Here is a 20,691-nt window from a genome sequence, read left to right as displayed (position 1 = left end):
GGAGTACCACGCCCATGCCCGATCACACCCACGAGTTCGACTACGTCGTCATCGGCGGCGGCACCGCCGGTTCCGTCATCGCCTCCCGGCTGACCGAGGACCCGGACGTCACCGTCGCCGTCATCGAGGGCGGCCCCAGCGACGTGGACCGCGAGGACGTACTGACCCTGCGCCGCTGGATGGGCCTGCTCGGCGGCGAGCTGGACTACGACTACCCGACCACCGAACAGCCCCGCGGCAACTCGCACATCCGGCACAGCCGCGCCCGCGTCCTCGGCGGCTGCTCCTCGCACAACACGCTGATCGCGTTCAAGCCGCTGCCGTCCGACTGGGACGAGTGGGAGGCGGCCGGCGCCAAGGGCTGGGGCGCGGCGCAGATGGAGCCGTACTACGCCCGTCTGCTGAACAACATCGTCCCGGTCGACGAGAAGGACCGCAACGCCATCGCCCGCGACTTCGTCGACGCCGCCCGGGCGGCGCTCGGCGTGCCGCGCGTCGAGGGCTTCAACGCCGAACCGTTCACCGAGGGCGTCGGCTTCTTCGACCTCGCCTACCACCCGGAGAACAACAAGCGCTCGTCGGCGTCGGTGGCCTACCTGCACCCGGTGATGGACGAGCGGCCCAACCTCCGCCTGTTCCTGGAGACCTGGGCGTACCGGCTGGAGCTGGACGGCACCCGGGTCCGGGGCGTCCGCGTCCGCGCCAAGGACGGCGCGGACCTGCTGATCCGGGCCCGCACCGAGGTGCTGCTGTGCGCGGGCGCGATCGACTCGCCCCGCCTGCTGCTGCACTCCGGCATCGGCCCCCGGAAGGACCTGGCGGCCCTCGGCATCCCCGTCGTCCACGACCTGCCGGGAGTCGGGGAGAACCTGCTCGACCACCCCGAGTCGGTGATCGTCTGGGAGACCCACGGACCGATCCCGGACAACTCCGCGATGGACTCCGACGCGGGCCTGTTCGTGCGCCGCGACCCCCACCACGCGGGACCCGACCTGATGTTCCACTTCTACCAGATCCCGTTCACGGACCACCCGGAGCGCCTGGGCTACGAACGGCCCCCCCACGGCGTGTCGATGACCCCGAACATCCCCAAGCCCAAAAGCCGCGGCCGGCTCTACCTGACCAGCGCCGACCCGTCGGTCAAGCCCGCGCTGGACTTCCGCTACTTCACCGACGAGGACGACTACGACGGCCGCACCCTGGTCGACGGCATCCGCATCGCCCGCGAGATCGCGCGGACCGAACCGCTGGCGCACTGGCTCAAGCGCGAGGTGTGCCCCGGCCCGGACATCACGAGCGACGAGGAGCTCGGCGAGTACGCCCGCCGGGTCGCGCACACCGTCTACCACCCGGCGGGCACCTGCAGGATGGGCTCCGCGGACGACGAACTGGCCGTGGTGGACCCCGAGTTGCGGATCCGCGGGCTGGACGGCATCCGTGTCGCCGACGCCTCCGTGTTCCCGACCATGACCGCGGTGAACCCGATGATCGGGGTGCTCATGGTCGGGGAGAAGGCCGCCGAGCTGATCGGGGGCGGTGCGCGATGAGCACGGCCACCGGAACCGCCGCGGGCACGCCCGTGTTCTCCGTCCAGGGCCTGTGGAAGGTCTTCGGCCCGAAAGCCGGCCGGGTCCCCGGCGACCCCGAGCTGACCGCCCTCGGCCCCGCCGAGCTGCGCGCCCGCACCGGCTGCACGGCCGCCGTCCGGGACGTCTCCTTCGACGTGCGCAAGGGCGAGGTCTTCGTCGTCATGGGCCTGTCCGGCTCCGGCAAGTCCACCCTGGTGCGCTGCCTGACCCGGCTGGTCGAGCCGACCGCCGGCACCATCGCCATCGACGGCGAGGACGTCCGCGCCATGGACAAGACCCGGCTGCGTGAACTGCGCCGCCACCGCGCCGCGATGGTCTTCCAGCACTTCGGCCTGCTGCCGCACCGCACGGTCCTGGACAACGTGGCCTACGGCCTGGAGATCCAGGGCATGGGCCGCGCCGAACGCCGCGCGCGGGCCGCCGAGATGGTCGCCAAGGTCGGCCTGGCGGGCATGGAGCAGCGCAGGCCGGGCCAGCTCTCCGGCGGCCAGCGGCAGCGCGTCGGCCTCGCCCGCGCGCTCGCCGTCGACCCCGAGGTCCTCCTCTTCGACGAGCCGTTCAGCGCGCTCGACCCCCTCATCCGGCGCGACATGCAGGAGGAGGTGGTGCGGCTGCACCGCGAGGAGGGCCGCACCATGGTCTTCATCACCCACGACCTCGGCGAGGCCCTGAAACTGGGCGACCGCATCGCCCTGATGCGCGACGGCCGCGTCGTGCAGCTCGGCACGCCCGAGGAGATCGTCGGCTCGCCCGCCGACGACTACGTCCGCGCGTTCGTCCGCGACGTCCCGCGCGAGCAGGTCATGACCGTCCGCACGGCCATGCGCCGCGCCTTCCCGGACGAGACCGGCAGCGGCCCGGCGGTCCGCCCGGACGCCACGGTGTCCGAGGCCATCGAGGCGGTGGCCCGGGCCGGGGCCCCGGCCCGCGTGGTGGACGGCGAGCGGTGCCTGGGCGTCGTCGACTCCGACGCGCTCCTCGGCGTGGTCGCCGGGACGAGGACGCCCGCCGGCGCCGCGGCGGAGCGGCCCGAGGAGGCGGTCTGATGGCGACGCTCACCGCATCCGCCCCCCGCCCGGCCCTCCCCGGCGCGCTCAAGCGCCCGGCCGTGCGCAAACTGCTGCTGCTCGCGGTCGCCGCCGCGGTCCTCGTGCCGCCGGCGAGCGCCCGCTGGGCGAGCGGCGGCTGGCCGGCCGCCCTCACCGTCGACGTGTCCGCGCCGCTGGAGCGGGCCGGCGACTGGATCGTCGACCACCGGGACAGCCACCCGCTGTTCCTGTACGGCCTCGGCCACGTCAGCAACGCCGTCGTCCTCGCCGTGCGCGCCGTCTACCTCACCCTGCTCGCCGCGGGCTGGGCCGGCGTCACGGCGCTCGGCGCCCTCGTCGCCTGGCGCGTCGCCGGGGTCCGGCTCGCGCTCGGCACCGCCGCCGCCTTCCTGGCCTGCGGCGCGCTCGGCATGTGGGTGCCGGCCATGCAGACCCTCGCCCTGATGGTCGTGGCGGTCGTCGCGTCCGTGGCCGCGGGCGCCCTGCTGGGTCTCGCGGCCGGCCTGTCGGACCGGATGGACCGCGCGCTGCGCCCGGTCCTGGACACCATGCAGGTGCTGCCGGCCTTCGCCTACCTGCTCCCCGTGGTGCTGGTCTTCGGCATCGGCGTCCCCGCCGCCGTCCTCGCCACCGTCGTCTACGCCGCCCCGCCCATGGCCCGGCTCACCGCCCTCGGTCTGCGCGGCGCCGACCAGGAGGTGCTGGAGGCGGTCGAGTCGCTGGGCGCCACCGCCCGGCAGCGCCTGCTGACCGCCCGCATCCCGCTGGCCCGCACGCAGCTGCTGCTCGGCGTCAACCAGACGATCATGATGGCGCTGTCCATGGCGGTCATCGCGTCGGTGATCGGCGCGGGCGGCCTCGGCGACCGCGTCTACCAGGCGCTCGCCTCGGTCGACGTGGGCGCGGCGCTGGCGGCGGGCATCCCGATCGTGCTGCTGGCCGTCGTCCTGGACCGGGTGACGGGCGCGGCGGGGGAGAGGACCGGCGCCGCCCGGAGGGCCCCGGCGGCCTGGGCGCTCGCGCTGCTCGCCGCCGTCGCCGCGGTGGTGGCCGGACGTCTGGCGGGCCGGCCGGACTGGCCCGACGCCTGGACCGCGGACATCGCCGGGCCGGTCAACCGGGCCGTCGGCTGGATGACCGCCCACCTGTACTCGGGCGTGCCCGTCGTCGGCGGCACCGCCGACTGGGCGGGCCGCTTCACCACCTGGGTGCTCGACCCGCTCCGGGCCGGCCTGCAGGGGCTGCCCTGGTGGTCGGTGCTGCTGGCCGTCGCCGCCGCGGCCTGGCTGATCGGCACCTGGCGCACCGCGCTCACCGCCGTCTGCGCCATGGCCGCGACCGGCGTGCTCGGCGTGTGGCGGCCGTCGCTGGACACGCTCTCGCAGGTCCTGGCGGCCGTCGCGGTCACCCTCGTCGCCGGCTTCGCCACCGGCGTCGCCGCCGCGCGCAGCGACCGCTTCGAGCGGCTGCTCCGGCCGGTCCTGGACGTCTTCCAGACGATGCCGCAGTTCGTGTACCTGATCCCGGTCGTCGCCCTCTTCGGCGTCGGCCGCGCCCCCGCCGTGGCCGCCGCGGTCGTCTACGCCCTGCCGGCCGTCGTCCGCATCACCGCCCAGGGCCTGCGCCAGGTCGACCCGGCCGCCCTGGAGTCCGCCCGCTCGCTCGGCGCGAGCGGCTTCCAGCAGCTGCGGCAGGTCCAGCTGCCGCTCGCCCGGCCGGCGCTGCTGCTCGCCGTCAACCAGGGCGTCGTCCTGGTCCTCGCGGTCGTCGTCATCGGCGGCCTGGTCGGCGGCGGCGCGCTCGGCTACGACGTCGTCTTCGGCCTCGCCCAGGGCGACCTGGCGACCGGCCTGGTGGCCGGCGCGGCGATCGTCTGCCTCGGCCTGATGCTCGACCGGGTGACGCAGCCGACGCGGCGCCGCCCGCGGAAGGGGGCCTGAGATGTTCCGCGGACGCATCACGGCGGTGCTGGCGGTGCTGGCGCTGACCACCGGCTGCGGCGCCGCCGACATGACCCGGCAGGCGTCGCCGTTCGCGAACGCCCAGGGCGCGCGGACGGTCACCCTGTCCGTGCCGTCCTGGGTCGGCGCCCAGGCCAACGTGGCCGTCGCCCAGTACCTGCTGGAGCACGAACTCGGCTACCACGTCGACACCGTGCAGATGGACGAGGTCCCCGCCTGGGACGCGCTCAGCCAGGGCCGCATCGACGCGCTCCTGGAGGACTGGGGCCACCCCGAGCAGGAACAGCGGTACGTCGAGGAGAAGCGGACCGTCGTCCGCGGCGGCGACCTCGGCGTCACCGGGCACATCGGCTGGTTCGTCCCGTCCTACTTCGCCGAGCGGCACCCGGACGTGACGCACTGGAAGAACCTGAACAAGTACGCCGACCGGCTCCGCACCGCGGAGAGCGGCGGCAAGGGACAGCTCCTGGACGGCTCACCGGCGTACGTCACCAACGACAAGGCGCTGGTGAAGAACCTGAAGCTGGACTACCAGGTGGTCTTCGCCGGCTCCGAGGCCGCGCAGATCACCCAGATCAAGCAGTTCGCCAAGGAGCAGAAGCCCTTCCTCACCTACTGGTACACCCCGCAGTGGCTGTTCGAGAAGGTGCCGATGACCGAGGTGAGGCTGCCGCCCCGCACGGAGGGCTGCGACGCCGACCCGGAGAAGGTCGCCTGCGCCTACCCGCACACCCCGCTGCAGAAGTACCTCAACGCGGACTTCGCGAAGCGGGGCGGCGAGGCGGCGGCCTTCCTGAAGAGGTTCAGGTGGACGACCGAGGACCAGAACGAGGTCTCCCTGCTGATCGCCGACCGGAAGCTGACGCCGGAGCAGGCGGCGGAGAAGTGGGTGGACGGCCACCGGTCCACGTGGAAGCGGTGGCTGCCCTGACGCCCCCTACCGCACCCGGGCCGCGATCTCCCGCAGCGCCGCGGCCGCCCGGCGCTGCAGGCCCGGCCCGAAGGTGACCCGGGTGGCCCCTCGCGCGCCCAGCTCGGCGGGCGAGGGGCCCTCGCCGTCCAGCCGGGCGAACACGTTGAGGGGCCCTCGGATCCCGGCCCGCAGCAGCGGCAGCACCTCCGGCGGGGCGCCGATCGGGTACACGCAGTCGGCGCCCGCGGCCACGTACAGCGCGGCCCGTTCGACGGCCCGTTCCGGATCGGCGACCCCCCGGACGAAGGTGTCGACGCGCGCGTTGACGAAGAGCCCGCCGGCGGCCTCGGCCCGCACCTCGGCGAGCCGGTCCGCGTGCTCGTGCGGGTCCTTGAGCACCCCGCCGGCGGAGTCCTCCAGGTTGCAGCCGACGGCCCCCGCCTCCAGCAGCCGCTCCACCAGCTCCTTCGGCGCCAGCCCGTACCCGTCCTCCACGTCCGCCGACACCGGCACGTCCACCGCCCGCACGATCCGGGCCACCGCCGCGAACATCTCGTCGGCCGGCGTCCGCCCGTCCTCGTAGCCGAGGGAGGCGGCGATCCCGGCACTGGGCGTCGCCAGCGCCGGGAACCCGGCCTCCTCGAACACCCGGGCGCTGGCCGCGTCCCACGGGCCGGGCAGCACGAGGGGGTCGTCCGGGGCCGGCCGCCGGTGCAGCGCGCGGAAGACCTCGGCCTTGTTCACCACCGGCTGCTCCCCGGGGGGATCCGCCGGCTGACCATCAGCCGGTTCCAGCTGTTGATGACGGTGATCAGCGCGATGAGACGGGCGAGCCGGTCCTCCTCGAAGTGCTTCGCGGCCCGCTCGTACACCTCGTCCGGCACGAAGCCGTCCGTGAGCACGGTCACCGCCTCGGTCAGCGCCAGCGCGGCCCGCTCCCGCTCGTCGAAGACGTCCCCGGCCTCCTCCCAGACGGCCACCAGGTCGAGCCGGCGGTCGCTCACCCCCTGCTTCCGGGCGATCTCCAGATGCATGTCCAGGCAGAACGCGCACCGGTTGAGCTGCGAGGCGCGGATCTGGACCAGCTCGGCGAGCGCCGGGTCGCCCAGGTCCCGCTTGGCGGCGGCGCTCAGCGCCAGCATGGCGGAGCGGACCTCGGCGTCCAGGTGCGTCGTACGGGCCGTCACGGGCGCTGTCCCGGCCGGGGGGTGCCCGGCACCCGGCGGCAGGTCACTCCGAACCGGTTCCAGGCGTTGATCACCGTGATCGCGGCGATCAGCTGCGCCAGCTCCGCCTCCTCGAAGTGCTTCGCGGCCCGCTCGTACACCTCGTCCGGCACGAAGCCGTCCGTGAGCACGGTCACCGCCTCGGTCAGCTCCAGCGCCGCGAGCTCCTTCTCGGTGTAGAAGTGCCGCGCCTCCTCCCAGGCGCTCAGCTGCACGATCCGCTCCACGCTCTCGCCCGCCGCGAGCGCGTCCCTGGTGTGCATGTCGAGGCAGAACGCGCACCGGTTGAGCTGCGAGGCGCGGATCTTCACCAGTTCGCGCAGGGCCGGATCCAGCCCGCGCCCGGCCGCCGCGTCGAGCCGGACCATCGCCTTGAAGACGTCCGGGGCGAGCCGGGCCCAGTCCAGCCGGGGGACGGGCGCGGCGGCGTACTCCACGACCGGGTTCTCAGGTGCGTTCGTCGTCATGTCCCCGACCCTAGAAGCGAAGCAGCCCAGGGGTATGGTCCATTTCCATGCCGGAACAGTGGGCCACTTTGGGCATCGACCTGCACCTGGAGCCAACCGGTCCGGGCCTGCGCCGGGGCCTGACCGACGCGCTGCGCGAGGCCGTCCGCTCCGGCCGCCTCGCGCCCGGCACCCGGCTGCCCTCCTCCCGGGCGCTCGCCGCCGACCTCGGCATCGCCCGCAACACCGTCGCCGACGCCTACGCCGACCTCGTCGCCGAGGGCTGGCTGACCGCCCGGCAGGGCTCGGGCACCCGGGTGGCGGACCGCACCGTCGTGCCCCCGGCCGGCCCGGCGGGCCCGGCCGCCCGCCCCCGGCACCGCGCCCGCCCCGCCCACGACCTGCGCCCCGGCACCCCCGACCTGGCCTCCTTCCCGCGCGCCGAGTGGCTCAGGGCCGCCCGCCGCGCCCTCGCCGCCGCCCCCCACGACGCCCTCGGCTACGGCGACCCCCGCGGCCGTCCGGAACTGCGCACCGCGCTCGCCGGCTACCTGGGCCGTGTGCGGGGCGTGCGCGCCGATCCCGAACGGATCGTCGTCTGCTCCGGGTTCGCGCACGGCCTGAGACTGCTCGGCGGGGTCCTGCGGGAGCGCGGCGTGCGCACGGTCGCCGTCGAGTCCTACGGCCTGCCCACGCACCGCGACCTGCTGGCCGCGGCCGGCCTGCGCACCGTCCCGCTGCCCTTCGACGAACGGGGCACCGACCCGTCGGCCCCGCCCGACGCGGGCGCCGTCCTGCTCACCCCCGCCCACCAGTTCCCGATGGGCGTGCCCCTGCACCCCGACCGGCGGGCGGCCGTGGTGGACTGGGCGCGCCGCACCGGCGGCCTGGTCCTGGAGGACGACTACGACGGCGAGTTCCGCTACGACCGCCAGCCCGTCGGCGCCCTGCAGGGCCTCGACCCCGACCGCGTCGTCTACCTGGGCACCGTCAGCAAGTCCCTCGCCCCCGGCCTGCGGCTGGCCTGGGCGGTGCTGCCGCCCGCCCTCGCCGGGCAGGCCGCCGCGGCCAAGGGCGACGCCGACACCTGCGGCGTGCTGGACCAGCTGACCCTGGCCGAGTTCCTCGCCTCCGGCACCCACGACCGGCACGTGCGCTCCGCCCGCCTGCGCTACCGCCGCCGCAGGGACGCCCTGGTCGCCGCCCTCGCCGCCCACGCCCCCGAGGTGCGCGCCACCGGCATCGCGGCCGGTCTGCACGCCGTCCTGCGCCTGCCCCCGGGCACCGAGCAAGCGGTGCTCCGGGCCGCCGCCTGGCACGGACTGGCCCTGCACGGCCTGTCCTTCTTCCGCCACCCGGCCGCCGTGACCGAGCCCCTGGACGCCCTCGTCGTCGGCTACGGAACACCGCCCGACCACGCCTGGGCGGGGGCGCTGGACACCCTGTGCCGGGTGCTGCCGTAAAGTCCACCCCCGGCGACGGCCGCACACCCGATCCGCGAACGGCCGTTCAACGACACGAACGAGGGGGAGACGAGGACATGGCTGAGACACGGCGACGGCTGCGGTCGAGCACGGTGGTGCTCGGCGGTATGGGCGTTCTGGCGACGGCCCTGACGTCGTGCGGCTCCGAGCCCGACCGCCGCTGCGTGGACCGCGACAGCTACACCTACGGCGACGGCTACCGGATCATCGCCGACCGGAACTGCAAGTCGCCGAGTTCCTCGGTCGCCTCCGTCGGCGGTGTCGACGCCGCCTGGTACTACGACGCCGAGGTCAGCGGCGGCTACGCCGAGGACGGCACCTTCAGCCGCAGCGAGGCCGTGGACCGCAACGGCTTCGGCTGCTCGGGCAGCGGCAGCGGCGGCGGCTGAACCGGAGGCAGCGCACGATGGAACGCCGCACGATCGAGCCCCGCCCCGGCTGGCAGCAGACCGTCGAGGACCAGGGGCTCGTCTACCCCCTCACCCGTCACCCCGACGGCTCCCTGCGCCCCTACTGGGACGAGAGCGCCTACTACGTCTTCTCGCTGCCCGAGGTGGAGGCGCTGGAGGAGGTCGTCGAGGAACTGCACCGCATGTGCCTGGCGGCGGCGGACCACATCGTCTCCGCCGGCCGCTTCGCCGACCTCGGCATCACCGACCCGCGCGTGGCCCGGGCGGTCGCCGAGGCCTGGCACCGCCGCGCCGAACTCCCCTCCGTCTACGGCCGGTTCGACCTGCGCTACGACGGCACGGGCCCGGCCAAGCTGCTGGAGTACAACGCCGACACCCCCACCTCCCTGGTCGAGGCCGCCTCGCCCCAGTGGTTCTGGATGGAGGAGCGCTTCCCCGGCGCCGACCAGTGGAACTCCCTGCACGAACGCCTCGTCGACGCCTGGCGCAAGCAGGCCGGCCTCCTCCCGCCGGGCAGCCCCCTGTACTTCGCGCACTCCACCGCCGACGAACTCGGCGAGGACCTCATGACGGTCGCCTACCTCAAGGAGACCGCCGAGCAGGCCGGCCTGGACACCGACTGGATCTCCATGGAGGAGATCGGCTGGGACCGCCTCTCCGGCCGCTTCGTCGACACCAAACTGCGCTTCATCCGCAGCATCTTCAAGCTCTACCCCTGGGAGTGGCTCACCACCGACCGCTTCGCCGGGCACGTCCTGGACACCCTCGACAACGGCGGCGGCACCGGCACCACCCTGTGGATCGAGCCGGCCTGGAAGATGCTGCTGAGCAACAAGGCCCTGCTGGCGATCCTGTGGGAGCTGTACCCCGGCCACCCCAACCTCCTCCCCGCCTACCTGGACGGGCCCCGGGAGCTGGCCGCGGCCCACGGCTACGTCGCCAAGCCCCTCCTCGGCCGCGAGGGCGCCGGGGTGACGGTCCACCAGCCCGGCGCCGCCCCCGTGGTGCGCGACGAGCCCTGCTGCTACCAGCGGCTGGCCCCCCTGCCCGCCTTCGACGGCAACCACGTCGTCCTGGGCGCCTGGGTGGTGGAGGACGAGTCGGCGGGCCTCGGCATCCGCGAGTCCTCCGGCCTGGTGACGGACGAGTACGCCCGCTTCCTGCCGCACGTGATCCTCTGAACCCTCCCGCCCCGGGCGCGGACCGTCCCCGGCCGCGCCCCCGGCGGTCCCGCCGGCCCTGCCGGCCCCGGCACCCCCGCAGCCCCGGTCACATCGTGGACGCGGCCCTCCCGCGGTCCGGCGCGCCCGGTAGGCTGACCGCGGGCCGTGACTGGCGCGCTGGGATGGGACCGACCATCGGGGAGCGGCCCCTGGGCACCGCCCAGCACGAGTGCCGTGCGCCTGGGCCGTACCGTGAACGCTGAACGCATCGTCCCGGAGGTCCCCCATGTCAGCCGAGCCCCTCTCCACCGCTTCCACCGCCTACCGCGCCGCCCTCGACGTGATCCGCGCCGTCGAGCCCCGCGTCGCCGACGCCATCGGCCAGGAGGTCGCCGACCAGCGCGAGATGCTCAAGCTGATCGCCTCCGAGAACTACGCCTCCCCGGCCACCCTCCTGGCCATGGGCAACTGGTTCAGCGACAAGTACGCCGAGGGCACCGTCGGCCGCCGCTTCTACGCCGGCTGCCGCAACGTCGACACGGTGGAGGCGCTGGCGGCGGAGCACGCGCGCGAACTCTTCGGCGCCCGCCACGCCTACGTCCAGCCGCACTCCGGCATCGACGCCAACCTCGTCGCCTTCTGGGCCGTCCTCGCCGACCGCGTCGAGGCCCCGTTCCTGCAGAAGGCCGGCGTCCGCCAGATCAACGACCTCACCGAGGCCGACTGGGCCGAGCTGCGCCAGGCCTTCGGCAACCAGCGCATGCTCGGCATGTCCCTGGACGCCGGCGGCCACCTCACCCACGGCTTCCGCCCGAACATCTCCGGCAAGATGTTCGACCAGCGTTCCTACGGCACCGACCCGGCCACCGGCCTGATCGACTACGACGCCCTGCGCGCCCAGGCCCGCGAGTTCAAGCCGCTGATCATCGTCGCCGGCTACTCCGCCTACCCCCGCCTGGTCAACTTCCGGATCATGCGGGAGATCGCCGACGAGGTCGGCGCCACGCTCATGGTCGACATGGCGCACTTCGCCGGCCTGGTCGCCGGCAAGGTCCTCACCGGCGACTTCGACCCGGTCCCGCACGCCCAGATCGTGACGACGACCACCCACAAGTCGCTGCGCGGCCCCCGCGGCGGCATGGTCCTGTGCGACGACTCCCTCAAGGACCAGGTCGACCGCGGCTGCCCGATGGTCCTCGGCGGCCCGCTCCCGCACGTGATGGCCGCCAAGGCCGTCGCCTTCGCCGAGGCCCGGCAGCCCGCCTTCCAGGACTACGCCCGGCGCGTCGTCGACAACTCCCGGGCGCTGGCCGAGGGCCTGCTGCGCCGGGGCGCCACCCTGGTCACCGGCGGCACCGACAACCACCTCAACCTGATCGACGTCGCCACCTCCTACGGCCTCACCGGCCGCCAGGCCGAGGCCGCGCTGCTGGAGTCCGGCATCGTCACCAACCGCAACTCCATCCCGGCCGACCCCAACGGCGCCTGGTACACCTCCGGCATCCGCGTCGGCACCCCCGCGCTGACCACCCGGGGCCTGGGCACCGCCGAGATGGACGAGGTCGCGGGCCTGATCGACCGCGTGCTGACCAGCACCGAGCCCGGCACCACCAAGTCGGGGGCCCCGTCCAAGGCCGCCCACGTCCTGGACCCGAAGATCGCGCAGGAGATCTCCCAGCGGGCGACGGACCTGGTGGCGGCGTTCCCGCTGTACCCGGAGATCGACCTCGGCTGACCGGCCCGCGCGGCGCTCGGGCGCGGGGCCGCATTCCCGTGCGGCCCCACCTCGGGGACCGATCCCGCCCCCGCCCTCTGAGACAATGGTGAGCATGGCCACCGATCGCCCATCCGTCGACCACCACCGTCCCCAGGGGAACGGCTCCGCCGGACAGCGTCCGCGCGTGCTCTCCGGAATCCAGCCCACCGCGGGCTCGTTCCACCTCGGCAACTATCTCGGCGCCGTCCGCCAGTGGGTGGCCCTGCAGGAGACCCACGACGCGTTCTACATGGTCGTCGACCTGCACGCGATCACGGTCCCGCAGGACCCGAGGGAACTGCGCGCCAACACCCGGCTCGCCGCCGCGCAGCTGCTGGCCGCCGGGCTCGACCCCGAGCGCTGCACGCTCTTCGTGCAGAGCCACGTCCCCGAGCACGCCCAGCTCGCCTGGGTCATGAACTGCCTCACCGGCTTCGGCGAGGCCTCCCGCATGACCCAGTTCAAGGACAAGTCCGCCAAGCAGGGCGCCGACCGCGCGTCCGTCGGCCTGTTCACCTACCCGATCCTCCAGGTCGCCGACATCCTGCTGTACCAGGCCCACGAGGTGCCGGTCGGCGAGGACCAGCGCCAGCACATCGAGCTCACCCGCGACCTCGCCGAGCGCTTCAACGGCCGCTTCGGCCAGACCTTCACCGTCCCGAAGCCGTACATCCTCAAGGAGACGGCGAAGATCTACGACCTGCAGGAACCGTCGATCAAGATGAGCAAGTCGGCGTCCACGCCGAAGGGCCTGATCAACCTGCTGGACGAGCCGAAGGCGACCGCGAAGAAGGTCAGGAGCGCGGTCACCGACACCGAGACGGTCATCCGCTACGACACCGAGAACAAGCCCGGCGTCAGCAACCTGCTCACCATCTACTCGACCCTCACCGGAACGGGGATCGCGGAACTGGAGCAGAGGTACGAGGGCAAGGGCTACGGCGCGCTCAAGACGGACCTCGCCGAGATCATGGTCGAGTTCGTGACGCCCTTCCGGGAGCGGACCCAGCAGTACCTGGACGACCCGGAGAGCCTGGACGCGATCCTGGCCGAGGGCGCGGAGAAGGCCCGCGCCGTCGCCGCGGAGACCCTCGCGCAGGCGTACGACCGGGTCGGCTTCCTGCCCGCCAAGCACTGACCCACGCCGCGCGGTGGTACGCCCTGCCGCCGTGCGGCGCCGCACATCACCACGGTTGCGCCTGCCCCCGGCGCCGCCGTGGCCGTACAGTCGATAGCCGAGCGGCCGTATCCGCGGCCGCTCCCGTCCGCCACCGGCGCGTCCGCCCACCGACCGGGCGAGCCGCACCGCACACAACGACAGGAGACGACGTGGGGACCGTAACGATCGGCGTGTCGATCGCGGTCCCGGAGCCTCACGGCAGCCGGCTGCAGCAGCTGCGCGCGGGCTTCGGCGACGCCGCGGCTCACGGCATCCCCACGCACGTCACCCTGCTGCCGCCGACGGAGGTCGACGAGGCCGCGCTGCCGGCCGTGGAGTCCCATCTGGCCGAGGTCGCCGCGGCCGGCCGGCCGTTCCCCATGCGGCTGTCCGGCACCGGCACGTTCCGCCCGCTGTCGCCCGTGGTCTACGTCCGGATCGTGGAGGGCGCCGAGGCGTGCACCTGGCTGCAGAAGCAGGTCCGGGACGCCTCCGGGCCCGTGGCACGCGAACTGCAGTTCCCGTACCACCCGCACGTCACGGTGGCGCACGGCATCGACGAGGCGGCGATGGACCGCGCCTTCGAGGAACTCGCCGACTACGAGGCCGAGTGGCCCTGCACCGGCTTCGCGCTGTACGAGCAGGGCCCCGACGGGGTGTGGCGCAAGCTGCGCGAGTTCCCGTTCGGCGGCCCGGTCGTCCCCCCGCAGACGGGGAGCGTGGAGCAGGACTCGCTGCCGACGCGCTGACTACCACGGCAGCCGGCGGAACACCCCCCGCGGCAGGTGCCGCAGCGCCGACATCACCAGCCGCAGCGTCCCCGGCACCCACACCGTCTCCGAGCGCCGCCGCAGGCCCAGCTCGATGGCCGCCGCCACGGCCCCGGGCGTCGTCGCGAGCGGCGCCTCCGTCCGCCCGGCGGTCATCCGCGACCGGACGAAGCCGGGCCGTACGACCATCACGTGCACGCCGGTGCCGTACAGCGCGTCGCCCAGGCCCTGCGCGAAGACGTCCAGGCCCGCCTTGCTGGAGCCGTAGATGAAGTTGGCGCGGCGCGCCCGCTCGCCGGCGACGGAGGAGAGCACCACCAGGGAGCCGTGCCCCTGGGCCTGCAACGCGCGGGCGCTGACCAGGCCGGCCGACACCGCGCCCGTGTAGTTGGTCTGCGCGACGCGCACCGCGCCGGCCGGATCCCGCTCGTCGTGCGCCTGGTCGCCGAGGACGCCGAAGGCGAGCAGCACCAGGTCGACGTCGCCCTCGGCGAAGACCTTGCCGAGCACCGTCTCGTGGGAGTCGGTCGCGAGCGCGTCGAAGGCCACGACGCGCACCTCGGCCCCCAGGCCGCGCAGCTCGTCGGCGGCCCGGTCCAGGGCGGGGCAGGGGCGGCCCGCCAGCCACACCGTGCGGGTGCGGCGGGCGATCAGACGGCGCGCGGTGGCCAGCGCGATCTCGGACGTACCGCCGAGGACGAGCAGGGACTGGGGGAGGCCGAAGGCGTCCTTCACAGCAGCTCCTCAAGGTTGCCTGGAGACGGGGGCGCCCGCCGGGGCGCCGGGGCCTAGAGCCGGAGGCGGCGGGCCAGGTCGGACATGAACACCCCGCGCGGGTCCAGCTCCGCGCGCAGCGCGCGGAAGTCGCCGAGGCGCGGGTACATCGCGGCGAGCAGGTCGGGCCGCAGCCGGGAGTCCTTGGCGAGGTACACGCGCCCGCCGGCGGCGGCGACCTCCTCGTCCAGTTCGTCGAGGAGGGCGCCGAGCCCGGGCAGGGCCGCCGGGACGTCCAGGGCCAGCGTCCAGCCGGGCACGGGGAAGGACAGCCAGCCCGGGTCGGCGTCCCCGAACCGCTTGAGGACGGCCAGGAAGGACGGGCAGCGGTGCTGCGAGACGCGCCGCACGATCCGGCGCAGGGCCTCCTCCTGCCCGTACCCGACGGCGAACTGGTACTGCACGAGGCCGCAGCGGCCGTAGACCCGGTTCCAGTGCGGCACGCCGTCCAGGGGGTGGAAGAAGGCGGAGAGCCGCTGCAGCCGGCCGGTCCGGGCGCGGGGGGCCTTGCGGTACCAGAACTCGTTGAACAGGCCCACGGTCGTCCGGCCGAGCAGGCCCTCCGGGACGAAGGCGGGGGCGGCCGGGAGGCGGGAGGTGCGGAAGGCCAGGGGGTCCCTCCGCGCGCGGGCGCCCTTCGGCAGCGCCTCCAGGGGGGCGTGGTCGCCGCGGGTGAGGACCGCGCGGCCGGTCGCGGCGCCGCGGGCCAGCAGGTCGATCCAGGCGACCGAGTAGCGGTAGCGGTGGTCGGTGGCGGCGAGGCGGGCCAGCAGGTCGTCCAGGTCCCGCGCGCGCTCGGTGTCGACCGACATCAGGGACGTCTCGACCGGCTGGAGCCGGATCGTCGCCGTCAGGATCACGCCGGTCAGGCCCATGCCGCCCGCCGTGGCGTCGAACAGGGGCGTGCCGGGGCGCACCGTGCGGATCGCGCCGTCCGCGGTGAGCAGTTCCAGCGCCAGGACGTGCCGGGAGAAGGAGCCCGAGACGTGGTGGTTCTTGCCGTGGATGTCCGCGCCGATCGCCCCGCCGACGGTCACCTGGCGGGTGCCGGGCGTCACCGGCACGAACCAGCCGAGCGGCAGCAGCACCTGCATCAGCCGGTGCAGGGAGACGCCCGCGTCGCACAGCACGGTCCCGCCGTCGGCGTCGATCGCGTGGACGCGGTCCAGGCCGGTCATGTCCAGCACGGCCCCGCCGGCGTTCTGCGCCGCGTCCCCGTAGGCCCGTCCCAGGCCCCGCGGGATGCCGCCGCGGGCCCCGCAGTCCCGGACGGCGGCCACGGCCTCCTCGTACGTCCGCGGGCGGACCAGGCGGGCCGCGGTGGGCGCGGTGCGGCCCCACCCCGTGACGGTGGCGCGGTCCCGGTCCGTGGCGGAAGCGGCGTCGGCAGACATGTCGGCGACCGTACCGCCGCTGTGTGACCGATTGTTTGCGAAACTTCCGAGCTCTCCCCGAAATGGGTGATTAATGGTATGTCGCTCGATATTGCCGGGCCGGCGGCGGTCTCCCGGTGAACAGTGGGTCCACATGGACCACATCCCCGACCTCGACGTCCCCGGCGACCCGCGCGGCCTGGACCACCGGATCGTCTCGGCGCTCAGGGAGCGCGGCGCCGACCCGCGCGTGGCCGGCGCCGCGCGCGCCCTGTCCCGGGCGGGGGAGCACGCGGCACTGTGGCTCGCGGCGGGGCTCGCGGGGGCCGCCGTGGACGGTGCGCGGCGCGGCGCCTGGCTGCGCGGCGCGGCGCTCACCGCGGGCGCGCACCTGGCCAGCACCGGCGTGAAACAGGTCGTGCGCCGGCCGCGCCCCGCACATGTCGAGCCGCTGGTGCGCACCGTCGGCCGGCACTCCTTCCCCAGCTCCCACGCCGCCTCCGCCGCGGCCGCCGCCGTCGCCTACGGCACGCTCGGCGCGTACGCCGTTCCGCCGCTCGCCGCCGCGATGTGCCTGTCGCGGCTGGTCGCCGGCGTCCACTACCCCTCGGACGTGGCGGCGGGCGCGGCCCTGGGCGCGCTCACGGCCCGGCTCGGCGCCCGCTGGATCAAGGGAGGCGCCCGTGGCTGACACGGCCGTCCTGCGGCAGCACGCGCGCCCCCCGCGGTCCGCGCCGCCCCGCGCAAGGCGCATCCTGGGCGGCCTCGTCAGGGCCGCACGCCCCCGGCAGTGGGTGAAGAACGTCCTGGTCGTCGCCGCCCCGGCCGCCGCCGGCGAACTGTTCTCGCGCCACGCCCCGGCCCGGCTCGCCCTGCTCTTCGCCCTGTTCACCGCCTGCGCCGCCGCCGTCTACCTGGTCAACGACGCCCGCGACGCCGACGCCGACCGCGCCCACCCCGTCAAACGGCACCGCCCGGTCGCCGCCGGACAGGTCCCCGTACCCGTCGCGTACGCCGTCGGCGGCGTCCTCGGCGTCCTCGCGCCCGCCGCCGCGGCCTGGCTGTGCCCGCCGGCCGTGTGCGTCCTGCTGATCGCCTACCTCGGCATGCAACTGGCGTACTGCCTCTGCCTCAAGCACGTCCTCGTCGTCGACCTCGCCGTCGTCACGACCGGGTTCCTGATGCGGGCGACGGCCGGCGGACTCGCCCTCGGCATCCCGCTGTCGCGCTGGTTCCTGATCACCACCGGGTTCGGCGCGCTGTTCATGGTCGCGGCCAAGCGCTACTCCGAGGCCGTGCAGATGGCCGGGGAGAACGGTGCCACGCGCGCGCTGCTCACCGAGTACACCACCGGCTACCTCCGCTTCGTCTGGCAGCTCGCGGCCGGCGTCGCCGTCCTCGGCTACTGCCTGTGGGCGCTGGAGGAGGGCGGGGTGCCGCACACCGGCGTGCTGCCCTGGCGGCAGCTGTCCGTGGTCGCCTTCGTCCTCGCGATCCTGCGCTACGCCGTCTTCGCCGACCGCGGCACGGCCGGCGAACCCGAGGACGTCGTCCTGCGCGACCGCGCCCTCGCCCTCATCGGCGCGGTGTGGCTGGCGATGTACGGCCTGGCGGTGGCCGACTGGTGAGCCCGCCCGCCCGTCCCGGCCGGGGCGCCCCCCTGGGCCGGGAACTGCTCGGCTTCGCCGTGACCGGGCTGTTCGCCTACGCCACCGACCTGGCCCTGTTCACCTGCCTGCGCGGCCCGGCCGGGCTGGACCCGCTCACCGCCAAGGCGCTGTCCTTCGTCGCGGGCTGCTCGGTGGCGTACGCGGGCAACGCGCTGGGCACCTACCGGCACGCCCGGCCCCGGGGCCCGCGCCCGTACGCCGTGTTCTTCGCGGTGAACCTCGCCGGCGCCGCCGTGCAGCTGCTGTGCCTGGCCGTCAGCCACTACGGCCTCGGCCTCACCTCGCAGCGCGCCGACACCGTCTCCGGCGCCGGGGTCGGCATGGCGCTCGCCACCGTCCTGCGTTTCTGGGGCACCCGGACATGGGTGTTCCGGGACGAGGGCAGGAACGGATCATGGACTGGCTGAAAAAGCTCCCGGTCGTGGGGCCGTCGGCCGAGCGGCTGATGGCCACGCACGCGTGGCGGTCGTACGAGCGGCTGGACCGGGTGAAGTGGACGCGGCTGGCCGCCGCGATGACGTTCACCAGCTTCGTGGCGCTCTTCCCGCTGCTGACGGTGGCCGCCGCGATCGGCGCCGCCACGCTCGGCGCCGAGCAGCGGAACACGCTGGAGGCCAAGGTCGCCGAGCAGGTGCCCGGCATCTCCGACCAGCTGGACATCGACGGCCTGGTGCAGAACGCCGGCACCGTCGGCGTCATCGCGGGCGCCGCCCTGCTGTTCACCGGCGTCGGCTGGGTCGCCTCGACGCGCGACTGCCTGCGCGCGGTGTGGGAGCTGCCGGACGAGGAGAACCCCGTCCTGGCCCGGGTCAAGGACGCCGGCATCCTGGTCGGCCTCGGCGGCGCCGTCCTCGTCACGCTCGCCGCCTCCGCCGTCGCCTCCGCGCTGGCCGGCCGGATCATCCGGCAGAGCGGCCTGGCCGAGGGCGGCGCCGGCTCGGTCCTGCTGCACGCCGCCGCGTTCGCCGTCGCCGTCCTCGCCGACTTCCTCGTCCTGCTGTACGTGCTGACGCTGCTGCCCGGCGTGGAGCCGGCGCGGCGCCGGCTGCTGGTGGCCGCGCTGACCGGCGCCGTCGGTTTCGAACTGCTGAAGCTGCTGCTCAGCGGCTATCTGCAGGGCGTGGCCACGAAGAGCGTGTACGGCGCGTTCGGCGTGCCCGTCGCCCTGCTGCTGTGGATCAACTTCACCTCGAAGCTGGTGCTGTTCTGCGCCGCCTGGACGGCGACGCCGGGCAAGGACGCCGGTGCGGTCAGGGCCGGCGGCGCGCCAGATCAGGCAGCGGCCAGCGGCGGTTGACCAGCCACGCGCCGCCCGCCAGCAGCGCCAGCAGCCCGCCGGTGACCGCCAGCGCCACCCCCATGCCGTCGGAGCCGTCCGCGGCCGGGGCGCTCGCCACCGGCTCGGTCCCGGCCGCGCCGCCCTGCCCGGTGCCGCCGGCCTCGCCGGAGGCGCCGGCGCCCGGCCGGGGGCTCGCCCCGGTGGCGCTCCTCGGCGGCACCAGCTCGCCCACCGGCCGCACCTTGCCGGCCGCCTGGAAGCCCCAGTCGAACAGGCGGGCGGTCTCCTTGTAGACCTCGTTGTGCCCGGCCTTCTCCGGGTGCATGACGGTGACCAGCAGCACCCTGCCGTCCCGTTCGGCGACGCCGGTGAAGGTGGCGCCCGCCTCGGTGGTGTTGCCGTTCTTCACGCCGGCTATGCCCTGGTACTGGGAGATGTCGTAGTCGCCGGTCAGCAGCCGGTTGGTGTTCTGGATCTCGAAGGACTCGCGGACCGTCTCGCCCTTCTTGTTCTTCTTCGTCTCGCCCGGGAACTTCGCGGTGACGGTCGAGCAGTATTCGCGGAAGTCCTTCTTCTGCAGCCCGGAGCGGGCGATCAGCGTCAGGTCGTACGCGGAGGAGACCTGTCCCGCGGCGTCGTAGCCGTCGGGGCTGACGGCGTGCGTGTCGAGGGCCTGGAGCTCCTCGGCGTGCTCGTTCATCTCGGCGACGGTCTTCTCGACGCCGCCGTTCATCGCGGACAGCACGTGCACGGCGTCGTTGCCGGAGCGCAGGAAGACCCCGAGCCACAGGTCGTGGACGGTGTAGGTCTCGTTCTCCTTGATGCCGACCATGCTGGAGCCGGCGCCGACGCCCGCCAGGTCGGAGGGGGCGACCTTGTGCTTCGCGGTCCCGGGGAACTTCGGCAGCACGGTGTCGGCGAACAGCATCTTCAGGGTGCTCGCCGGGGCGAGGCGCCAGTGCGCGTTGTGCGCGGCGAGCACCTCGCCGGACTCGGCGTCGGCGACGATCCAGGACCGCGCGGTGACGTCCTCGGGCAGCACCGGCACACCGCGCGCGAGCTCCACCTGCGTCCCCGGCAGTCCGAGCCGGGCGCCGCCCACGGTCGACATCTTCGCCGGGGGAGCGGCCGACGGACTGGCCGAGGGGCTCGGCGCCGCGTGGGCGGCGGGCGCGGTCAGCGCGAGCGACGACAGGACGGCTGAGGTGACCAGCAGGGCTCGCCTGGTGGTCTGCGTGGGTGCGGGCACGACGGAGAACGTACCTGCCCCGCCCCGGGAAGTCCCGCCCCGGTCCCCACCCCGCGGACGGAACCGGACACGGGCCGGTGATACTGGACCCATGCTGTGCCCGTCCGGGGGGCAACTCCCGGACTCCCGGCCGACTGCGGGCGCACAGCGCTGCGATGAAAGGTCTGTTTCCGTGAAGCTCAGCCGCCCCGTCTCCTGGTTCCTGCTCGCTTTCGGGGTGTGGAGCTGGGTCATCTGGATCACTTTCGTCAAAAACCTGATCAAGGACAGCAGCGGGCTCGCGTTCGACGACGGGCACCCGACGGCGTACTTCTGGGTGCACCTGCTGCTCGCCGTCGTCTCCTTCGTACTGGGGACGGTCGTCGGGGTCATCGGGTTGCGCGGACTGCGCGCACTGCGCCGCACGTCATAGGAATCCGG

Annotated in this window: 21 protein-coding genes and 1 riboswitch; of the genes, 15 read left to right on the top strand and 6 right to left on the bottom strand. The window is 74.3% G+C overall.

Annotation, left to right across the window (positions count from 1 at the left end; all coding sequences use genetic code 11):
• Positions 1–14: 14 nt before the first annotated feature.
• The 4 genes from ABD363_RS12675 to ABD363_RS12660 are packed head-to-tail and all read left to right on the top strand — an operon-like array spanning position 15 to position 5,530.
• Positions 15–1,547 carry a GMC family oxidoreductase gene (locus ABD363_RS12675; protein ID WP_344602655.1) on the top strand — a complete coding sequence of 511 codons (1,533 nt, stop codon included), beginning with the start codon at positions 15–17 and terminating at the stop codon, positions 1,545–1,547.
• Entirely contained in the window at positions 1,544–2,635 is a 1,092-nt protein-coding gene (locus ABD363_RS12670) for a quaternary amine ABC transporter ATP-binding protein (RefSeq protein WP_344602653.1), read from the top strand. The genes ABD363_RS12675 and ABD363_RS12670 overlap by 4 nt, the downstream gene beginning before the upstream one ends.
• Positions 2,635–4,578: an ABC transporter permease subunit gene (locus ABD363_RS12665; RefSeq protein WP_344602651.1), complete on the top strand. Its 1,944-nt coding sequence runs from the start codon at positions 2,635–2,637 to the stop codon at positions 4,576–4,578. Before ABD363_RS12670 ends, ABD363_RS12665 begins: the two co-directional genes overlap by 1 nt.
• Before the next feature lies 1 nt (position 4,579).
• Positions 4,580–5,530: an ABC transporter substrate-binding protein gene (locus ABD363_RS12660; RefSeq protein WP_344602649.1), complete on the top strand. Its 951-nt coding sequence runs from the start codon at positions 4,580–4,582 to the stop codon at positions 5,528–5,530.
• A gap of 6 nt (positions 5,531–5,536) precedes the next feature.
• Here the strand turns inward: ABD363_RS12660 and ABD363_RS12655 are convergent, their stop codons facing one another.
• The 3 genes from ABD363_RS12655 to ABD363_RS12645 are packed head-to-tail and all read right to left on the bottom strand — an operon-like array spanning position 5,537 to position 7,205.
• Complete coding sequence (locus ABD363_RS12655; protein ID WP_344602748.1) at positions 5,537–6,256, bottom strand: isocitrate lyase/PEP mutase family protein; 720 nt, start codon at positions 6,254–6,256, stop codon at positions 5,537–5,539.
• Entirely contained in the window at positions 6,253–6,699 is a 447-nt protein-coding gene (locus ABD363_RS12650) for a carboxymuconolactone decarboxylase family protein (RefSeq protein ID WP_344602647.1), read from the bottom strand. Before ABD363_RS12650 ends, ABD363_RS12655 begins: the two co-directional genes overlap by 4 nt.
• Positions 6,696–7,205 (bottom strand): carboxymuconolactone decarboxylase family protein, encoded by a 510-nt coding sequence (locus ABD363_RS12645; RefSeq protein WP_344602645.1) that lies wholly within the window; start codon positions 7,203–7,205, stop codon positions 6,696–6,698. Before ABD363_RS12645 ends, ABD363_RS12650 begins: the two co-directional genes overlap by 4 nt.
• A gap of 47 nt (positions 7,206–7,252) precedes the next feature.
• Between ABD363_RS12645 and pdxR the strand changes: the two genes are divergently transcribed.
• From pdxR to ABD363_RS12615, 6 genes are all read left to right on the top strand, one after another.
• Entirely contained in the window at positions 7,253–8,647 is a 1,395-nt protein-coding gene (gene pdxR / locus ABD363_RS12640) for a MocR-like pyridoxine biosynthesis transcription factor PdxR (RefSeq protein ID WP_344602643.1), read from the top strand.
• 77 nt (positions 8,648–8,724) lie between these two features.
• Entirely contained in the window at positions 8,725–9,057 is a 333-nt protein-coding gene (locus ABD363_RS12635) for a hypothetical protein (RefSeq protein WP_344602641.1), read from the top strand.
• Positions 9,058–9,074: 17 nt separating this feature from the next.
• Positions 9,075–10,259: a glutathionylspermidine synthase family protein gene (locus ABD363_RS12630; RefSeq protein WP_344602639.1), complete on the top strand. Its 1,185-nt coding sequence runs from the start codon at positions 9,075–9,077 to the stop codon at positions 10,257–10,259.
• A 137-nt stretch (positions 10,260–10,396) separates the two neighbouring features.
• Positions 10,397–10,494: riboswitch (ZMP/ZTP riboswitch) on the top strand.
• 33 nt (positions 10,495–10,527) lie between these two features.
• Positions 10,528–11,976 (top strand): glycine hydroxymethyltransferase, encoded by a 1,449-nt coding sequence (locus tag ABD363_RS12625; protein ID WP_344602637.1) that lies wholly within the window; start codon positions 10,528–10,530, stop codon positions 11,974–11,976.
• Positions 11,977–12,070: 94 nt separating this feature from the next.
• Positions 12,071–13,135, top strand: a complete 1,065-nt coding sequence (gene trpS / locus ABD363_RS12620; protein WP_425577978.1) for a tryptophan--tRNA ligase — start codon at positions 12,071–12,073, stop codon at positions 13,133–13,135.
• A 191-nt stretch (positions 13,136–13,326) separates the two neighbouring features.
• The gene (locus ABD363_RS12615; protein WP_344602633.1) at positions 13,327–13,905 is read left to right on the top strand and encodes a 2'-5' RNA ligase family protein; all 579 of its coding nucleotides are present in this window, start codon (positions 13,327–13,329) and stop codon (positions 13,903–13,905) included.
• Here the strand turns inward: ABD363_RS12615 and dprE2 are convergent, their stop codons facing one another.
• Positions 13,906–14,661 (bottom strand): decaprenylphospho-beta-D-erythro-pentofuranosid-2-ulose 2-reductase, encoded by a 756-nt coding sequence (gene dprE2, locus ABD363_RS12610; RefSeq protein WP_344602631.1) that lies wholly within the window; start codon positions 14,659–14,661, stop codon positions 13,906–13,908.
• Positions 14,662–14,714: 53 nt separating this feature from the next.
• The gene (gene dprE1 / locus ABD363_RS12605; protein ID WP_344602629.1) at positions 14,715–16,094 is read right to left on the bottom strand and encodes a decaprenylphosphoryl-beta-D-ribose oxidase; all 1,380 of its coding nucleotides are present in this window, start codon (positions 16,092–16,094) and stop codon (positions 14,715–14,717) included.
• A gap of 133 nt (positions 16,095–16,227) precedes the next feature.
• On the opposite strand from dprE1, the gene ABD363_RS12600 reads away from it, so the two are divergent.
• The 4 genes from ABD363_RS12600 to ABD363_RS12585 are packed head-to-tail and all read left to right on the top strand — an operon-like array spanning position 16,228 to position 19,040.
• Positions 16,228–16,764, top strand: a complete 537-nt coding sequence (locus ABD363_RS12600; RefSeq protein ID WP_344602627.1) for a phosphatase PAP2 family protein — start codon at positions 16,228–16,230, stop codon at positions 16,762–16,764.
• Complete coding sequence (locus ABD363_RS12595) at positions 16,757–17,701, top strand: decaprenyl-phosphate phosphoribosyltransferase (protein WP_344602625.1); 945 nt, start codon at positions 16,757–16,759, stop codon at positions 17,699–17,701. Before ABD363_RS12600 ends, ABD363_RS12595 begins: the two co-directional genes overlap by 8 nt.
• A complete protein-coding gene (locus ABD363_RS12590) occupies positions 17,698–18,150 on the top strand; it encodes a GtrA family protein (RefSeq protein WP_344602623.1) in 453 nt (150 codons plus the stop codon). Before ABD363_RS12595 ends, ABD363_RS12590 begins: the two co-directional genes overlap by 4 nt.
• Entirely contained in the window at positions 18,138–19,040 is a 903-nt protein-coding gene (locus ABD363_RS12585) for a YihY/virulence factor BrkB family protein (protein WP_344602621.1), read from the top strand. Before ABD363_RS12590 ends, ABD363_RS12585 begins: the two co-directional genes overlap by 13 nt.
• On the opposite strand, the gene ABD363_RS12580 is transcribed toward ABD363_RS12585, so the two are convergent.
• Positions 18,994–20,271: a D-alanyl-D-alanine carboxypeptidase family protein gene (locus tag ABD363_RS12580; protein ID WP_344602619.1), complete on the bottom strand. Its 1,278-nt coding sequence runs from the start codon at positions 20,269–20,271 to the stop codon at positions 18,994–18,996. The genes ABD363_RS12585 and ABD363_RS12580 overlap by 47 nt on opposite strands.
• A 172-nt stretch (positions 20,272–20,443) precedes the next feature.
• On the opposite strand from ABD363_RS12580, the gene ABD363_RS12575 reads away from it, so the two are divergent.
• The gene (locus ABD363_RS12575; RefSeq protein ID WP_344602617.1) at positions 20,444–20,683 is read left to right on the top strand and encodes an SCO4848 family membrane protein; all 240 of its coding nucleotides are present in this window, start codon (positions 20,444–20,446) and stop codon (positions 20,681–20,683) included.
• The last annotated feature ends 8 nt before the right edge of the window (positions 20,684–20,691 follow it).

Source organism: Streptomyces glaucus (genome assembly GCF_039533365.1).
Taxonomy (GTDB): domain Bacteria; phylum Actinomycetota; class Actinomycetes; order Streptomycetales; family Streptomycetaceae; genus Streptomyces; species Streptomyces glaucus.
Note: the sequence above shows the minus strand (reverse complement) of the source record. Positions and strands in the feature narration are given on the sequence as shown.

Excerpts from the sequence above, each read along its gene's own strand:
- ABD363_RS12675 (WP_344602655.1), top strand. The coding sequence starts at position 15 with ATGCCCGATCACACCCACGAGTTCGACTACGTCGTCATCGGCGGCGGC.
- ABD363_RS12670 (WP_344602653.1), top strand. The coding sequence starts at position 1,544 with ATGAGCACGGCCACCGGAACCGCCGCGGGCACGCCCGTGTTCTCCGTC.
- ABD363_RS12665 (WP_344602651.1), top strand. The coding sequence starts at position 2,635 with ATGGCGACGCTCACCGCATCCGCCCCCCGCCCGGCCCTCCCCGGCGCG.
- ABD363_RS12660 (WP_344602649.1), top strand. The coding sequence starts at position 4,580 with ATGTTCCGCGGACGCATCACGGCGGTGCTGGCGGTGCTGGCGCTGACC.
- ABD363_RS12645 (WP_344602645.1), bottom strand. The coding sequence starts at position 7,205 with ATGACGACGAACGCACCTGAGAACCCGGTCGTGGAGTACGCCGCCGCG.
- pdxR (WP_344602643.1), top strand. The coding sequence starts at position 7,253 with ATGCCGGAACAGTGGGCCACTTTGGGCATCGACCTGCACCTGGAGCCA.
- ABD363_RS12635 (WP_344602641.1), top strand. The coding sequence starts at position 8,725 with ATGGCTGAGACACGGCGACGGCTGCGGTCGAGCACGGTGGTGCTCGGC.
- ABD363_RS12630 (WP_344602639.1), top strand. The coding sequence starts at position 9,075 with ATGGAACGCCGCACGATCGAGCCCCGCCCCGGCTGGCAGCAGACCGTC.
- ABD363_RS12625 (WP_344602637.1), top strand. The coding sequence starts at position 10,528 with ATGTCAGCCGAGCCCCTCTCCACCGCTTCCACCGCCTACCGCGCCGCC.
- trpS (WP_425577978.1), top strand. The coding sequence starts at position 12,071 with ATGGCCACCGATCGCCCATCCGTCGACCACCACCGTCCCCAGGGGAAC.
- dprE1 (WP_344602629.1), bottom strand. The coding sequence starts at position 16,094 with ATGTCTGCCGACGCCGCTTCCGCCACGGACCGGGACCGCGCCACCGTC.
- ABD363_RS12600 (WP_344602627.1), top strand. The coding sequence starts at position 16,228 with ATGGACCACATCCCCGACCTCGACGTCCCCGGCGACCCGCGCGGCCTG.
- ABD363_RS12585 (WP_344602621.1), top strand. The coding sequence starts at position 18,138 with ATGGACTGGCTGAAAAAGCTCCCGGTCGTGGGGCCGTCGGCCGAGCGG.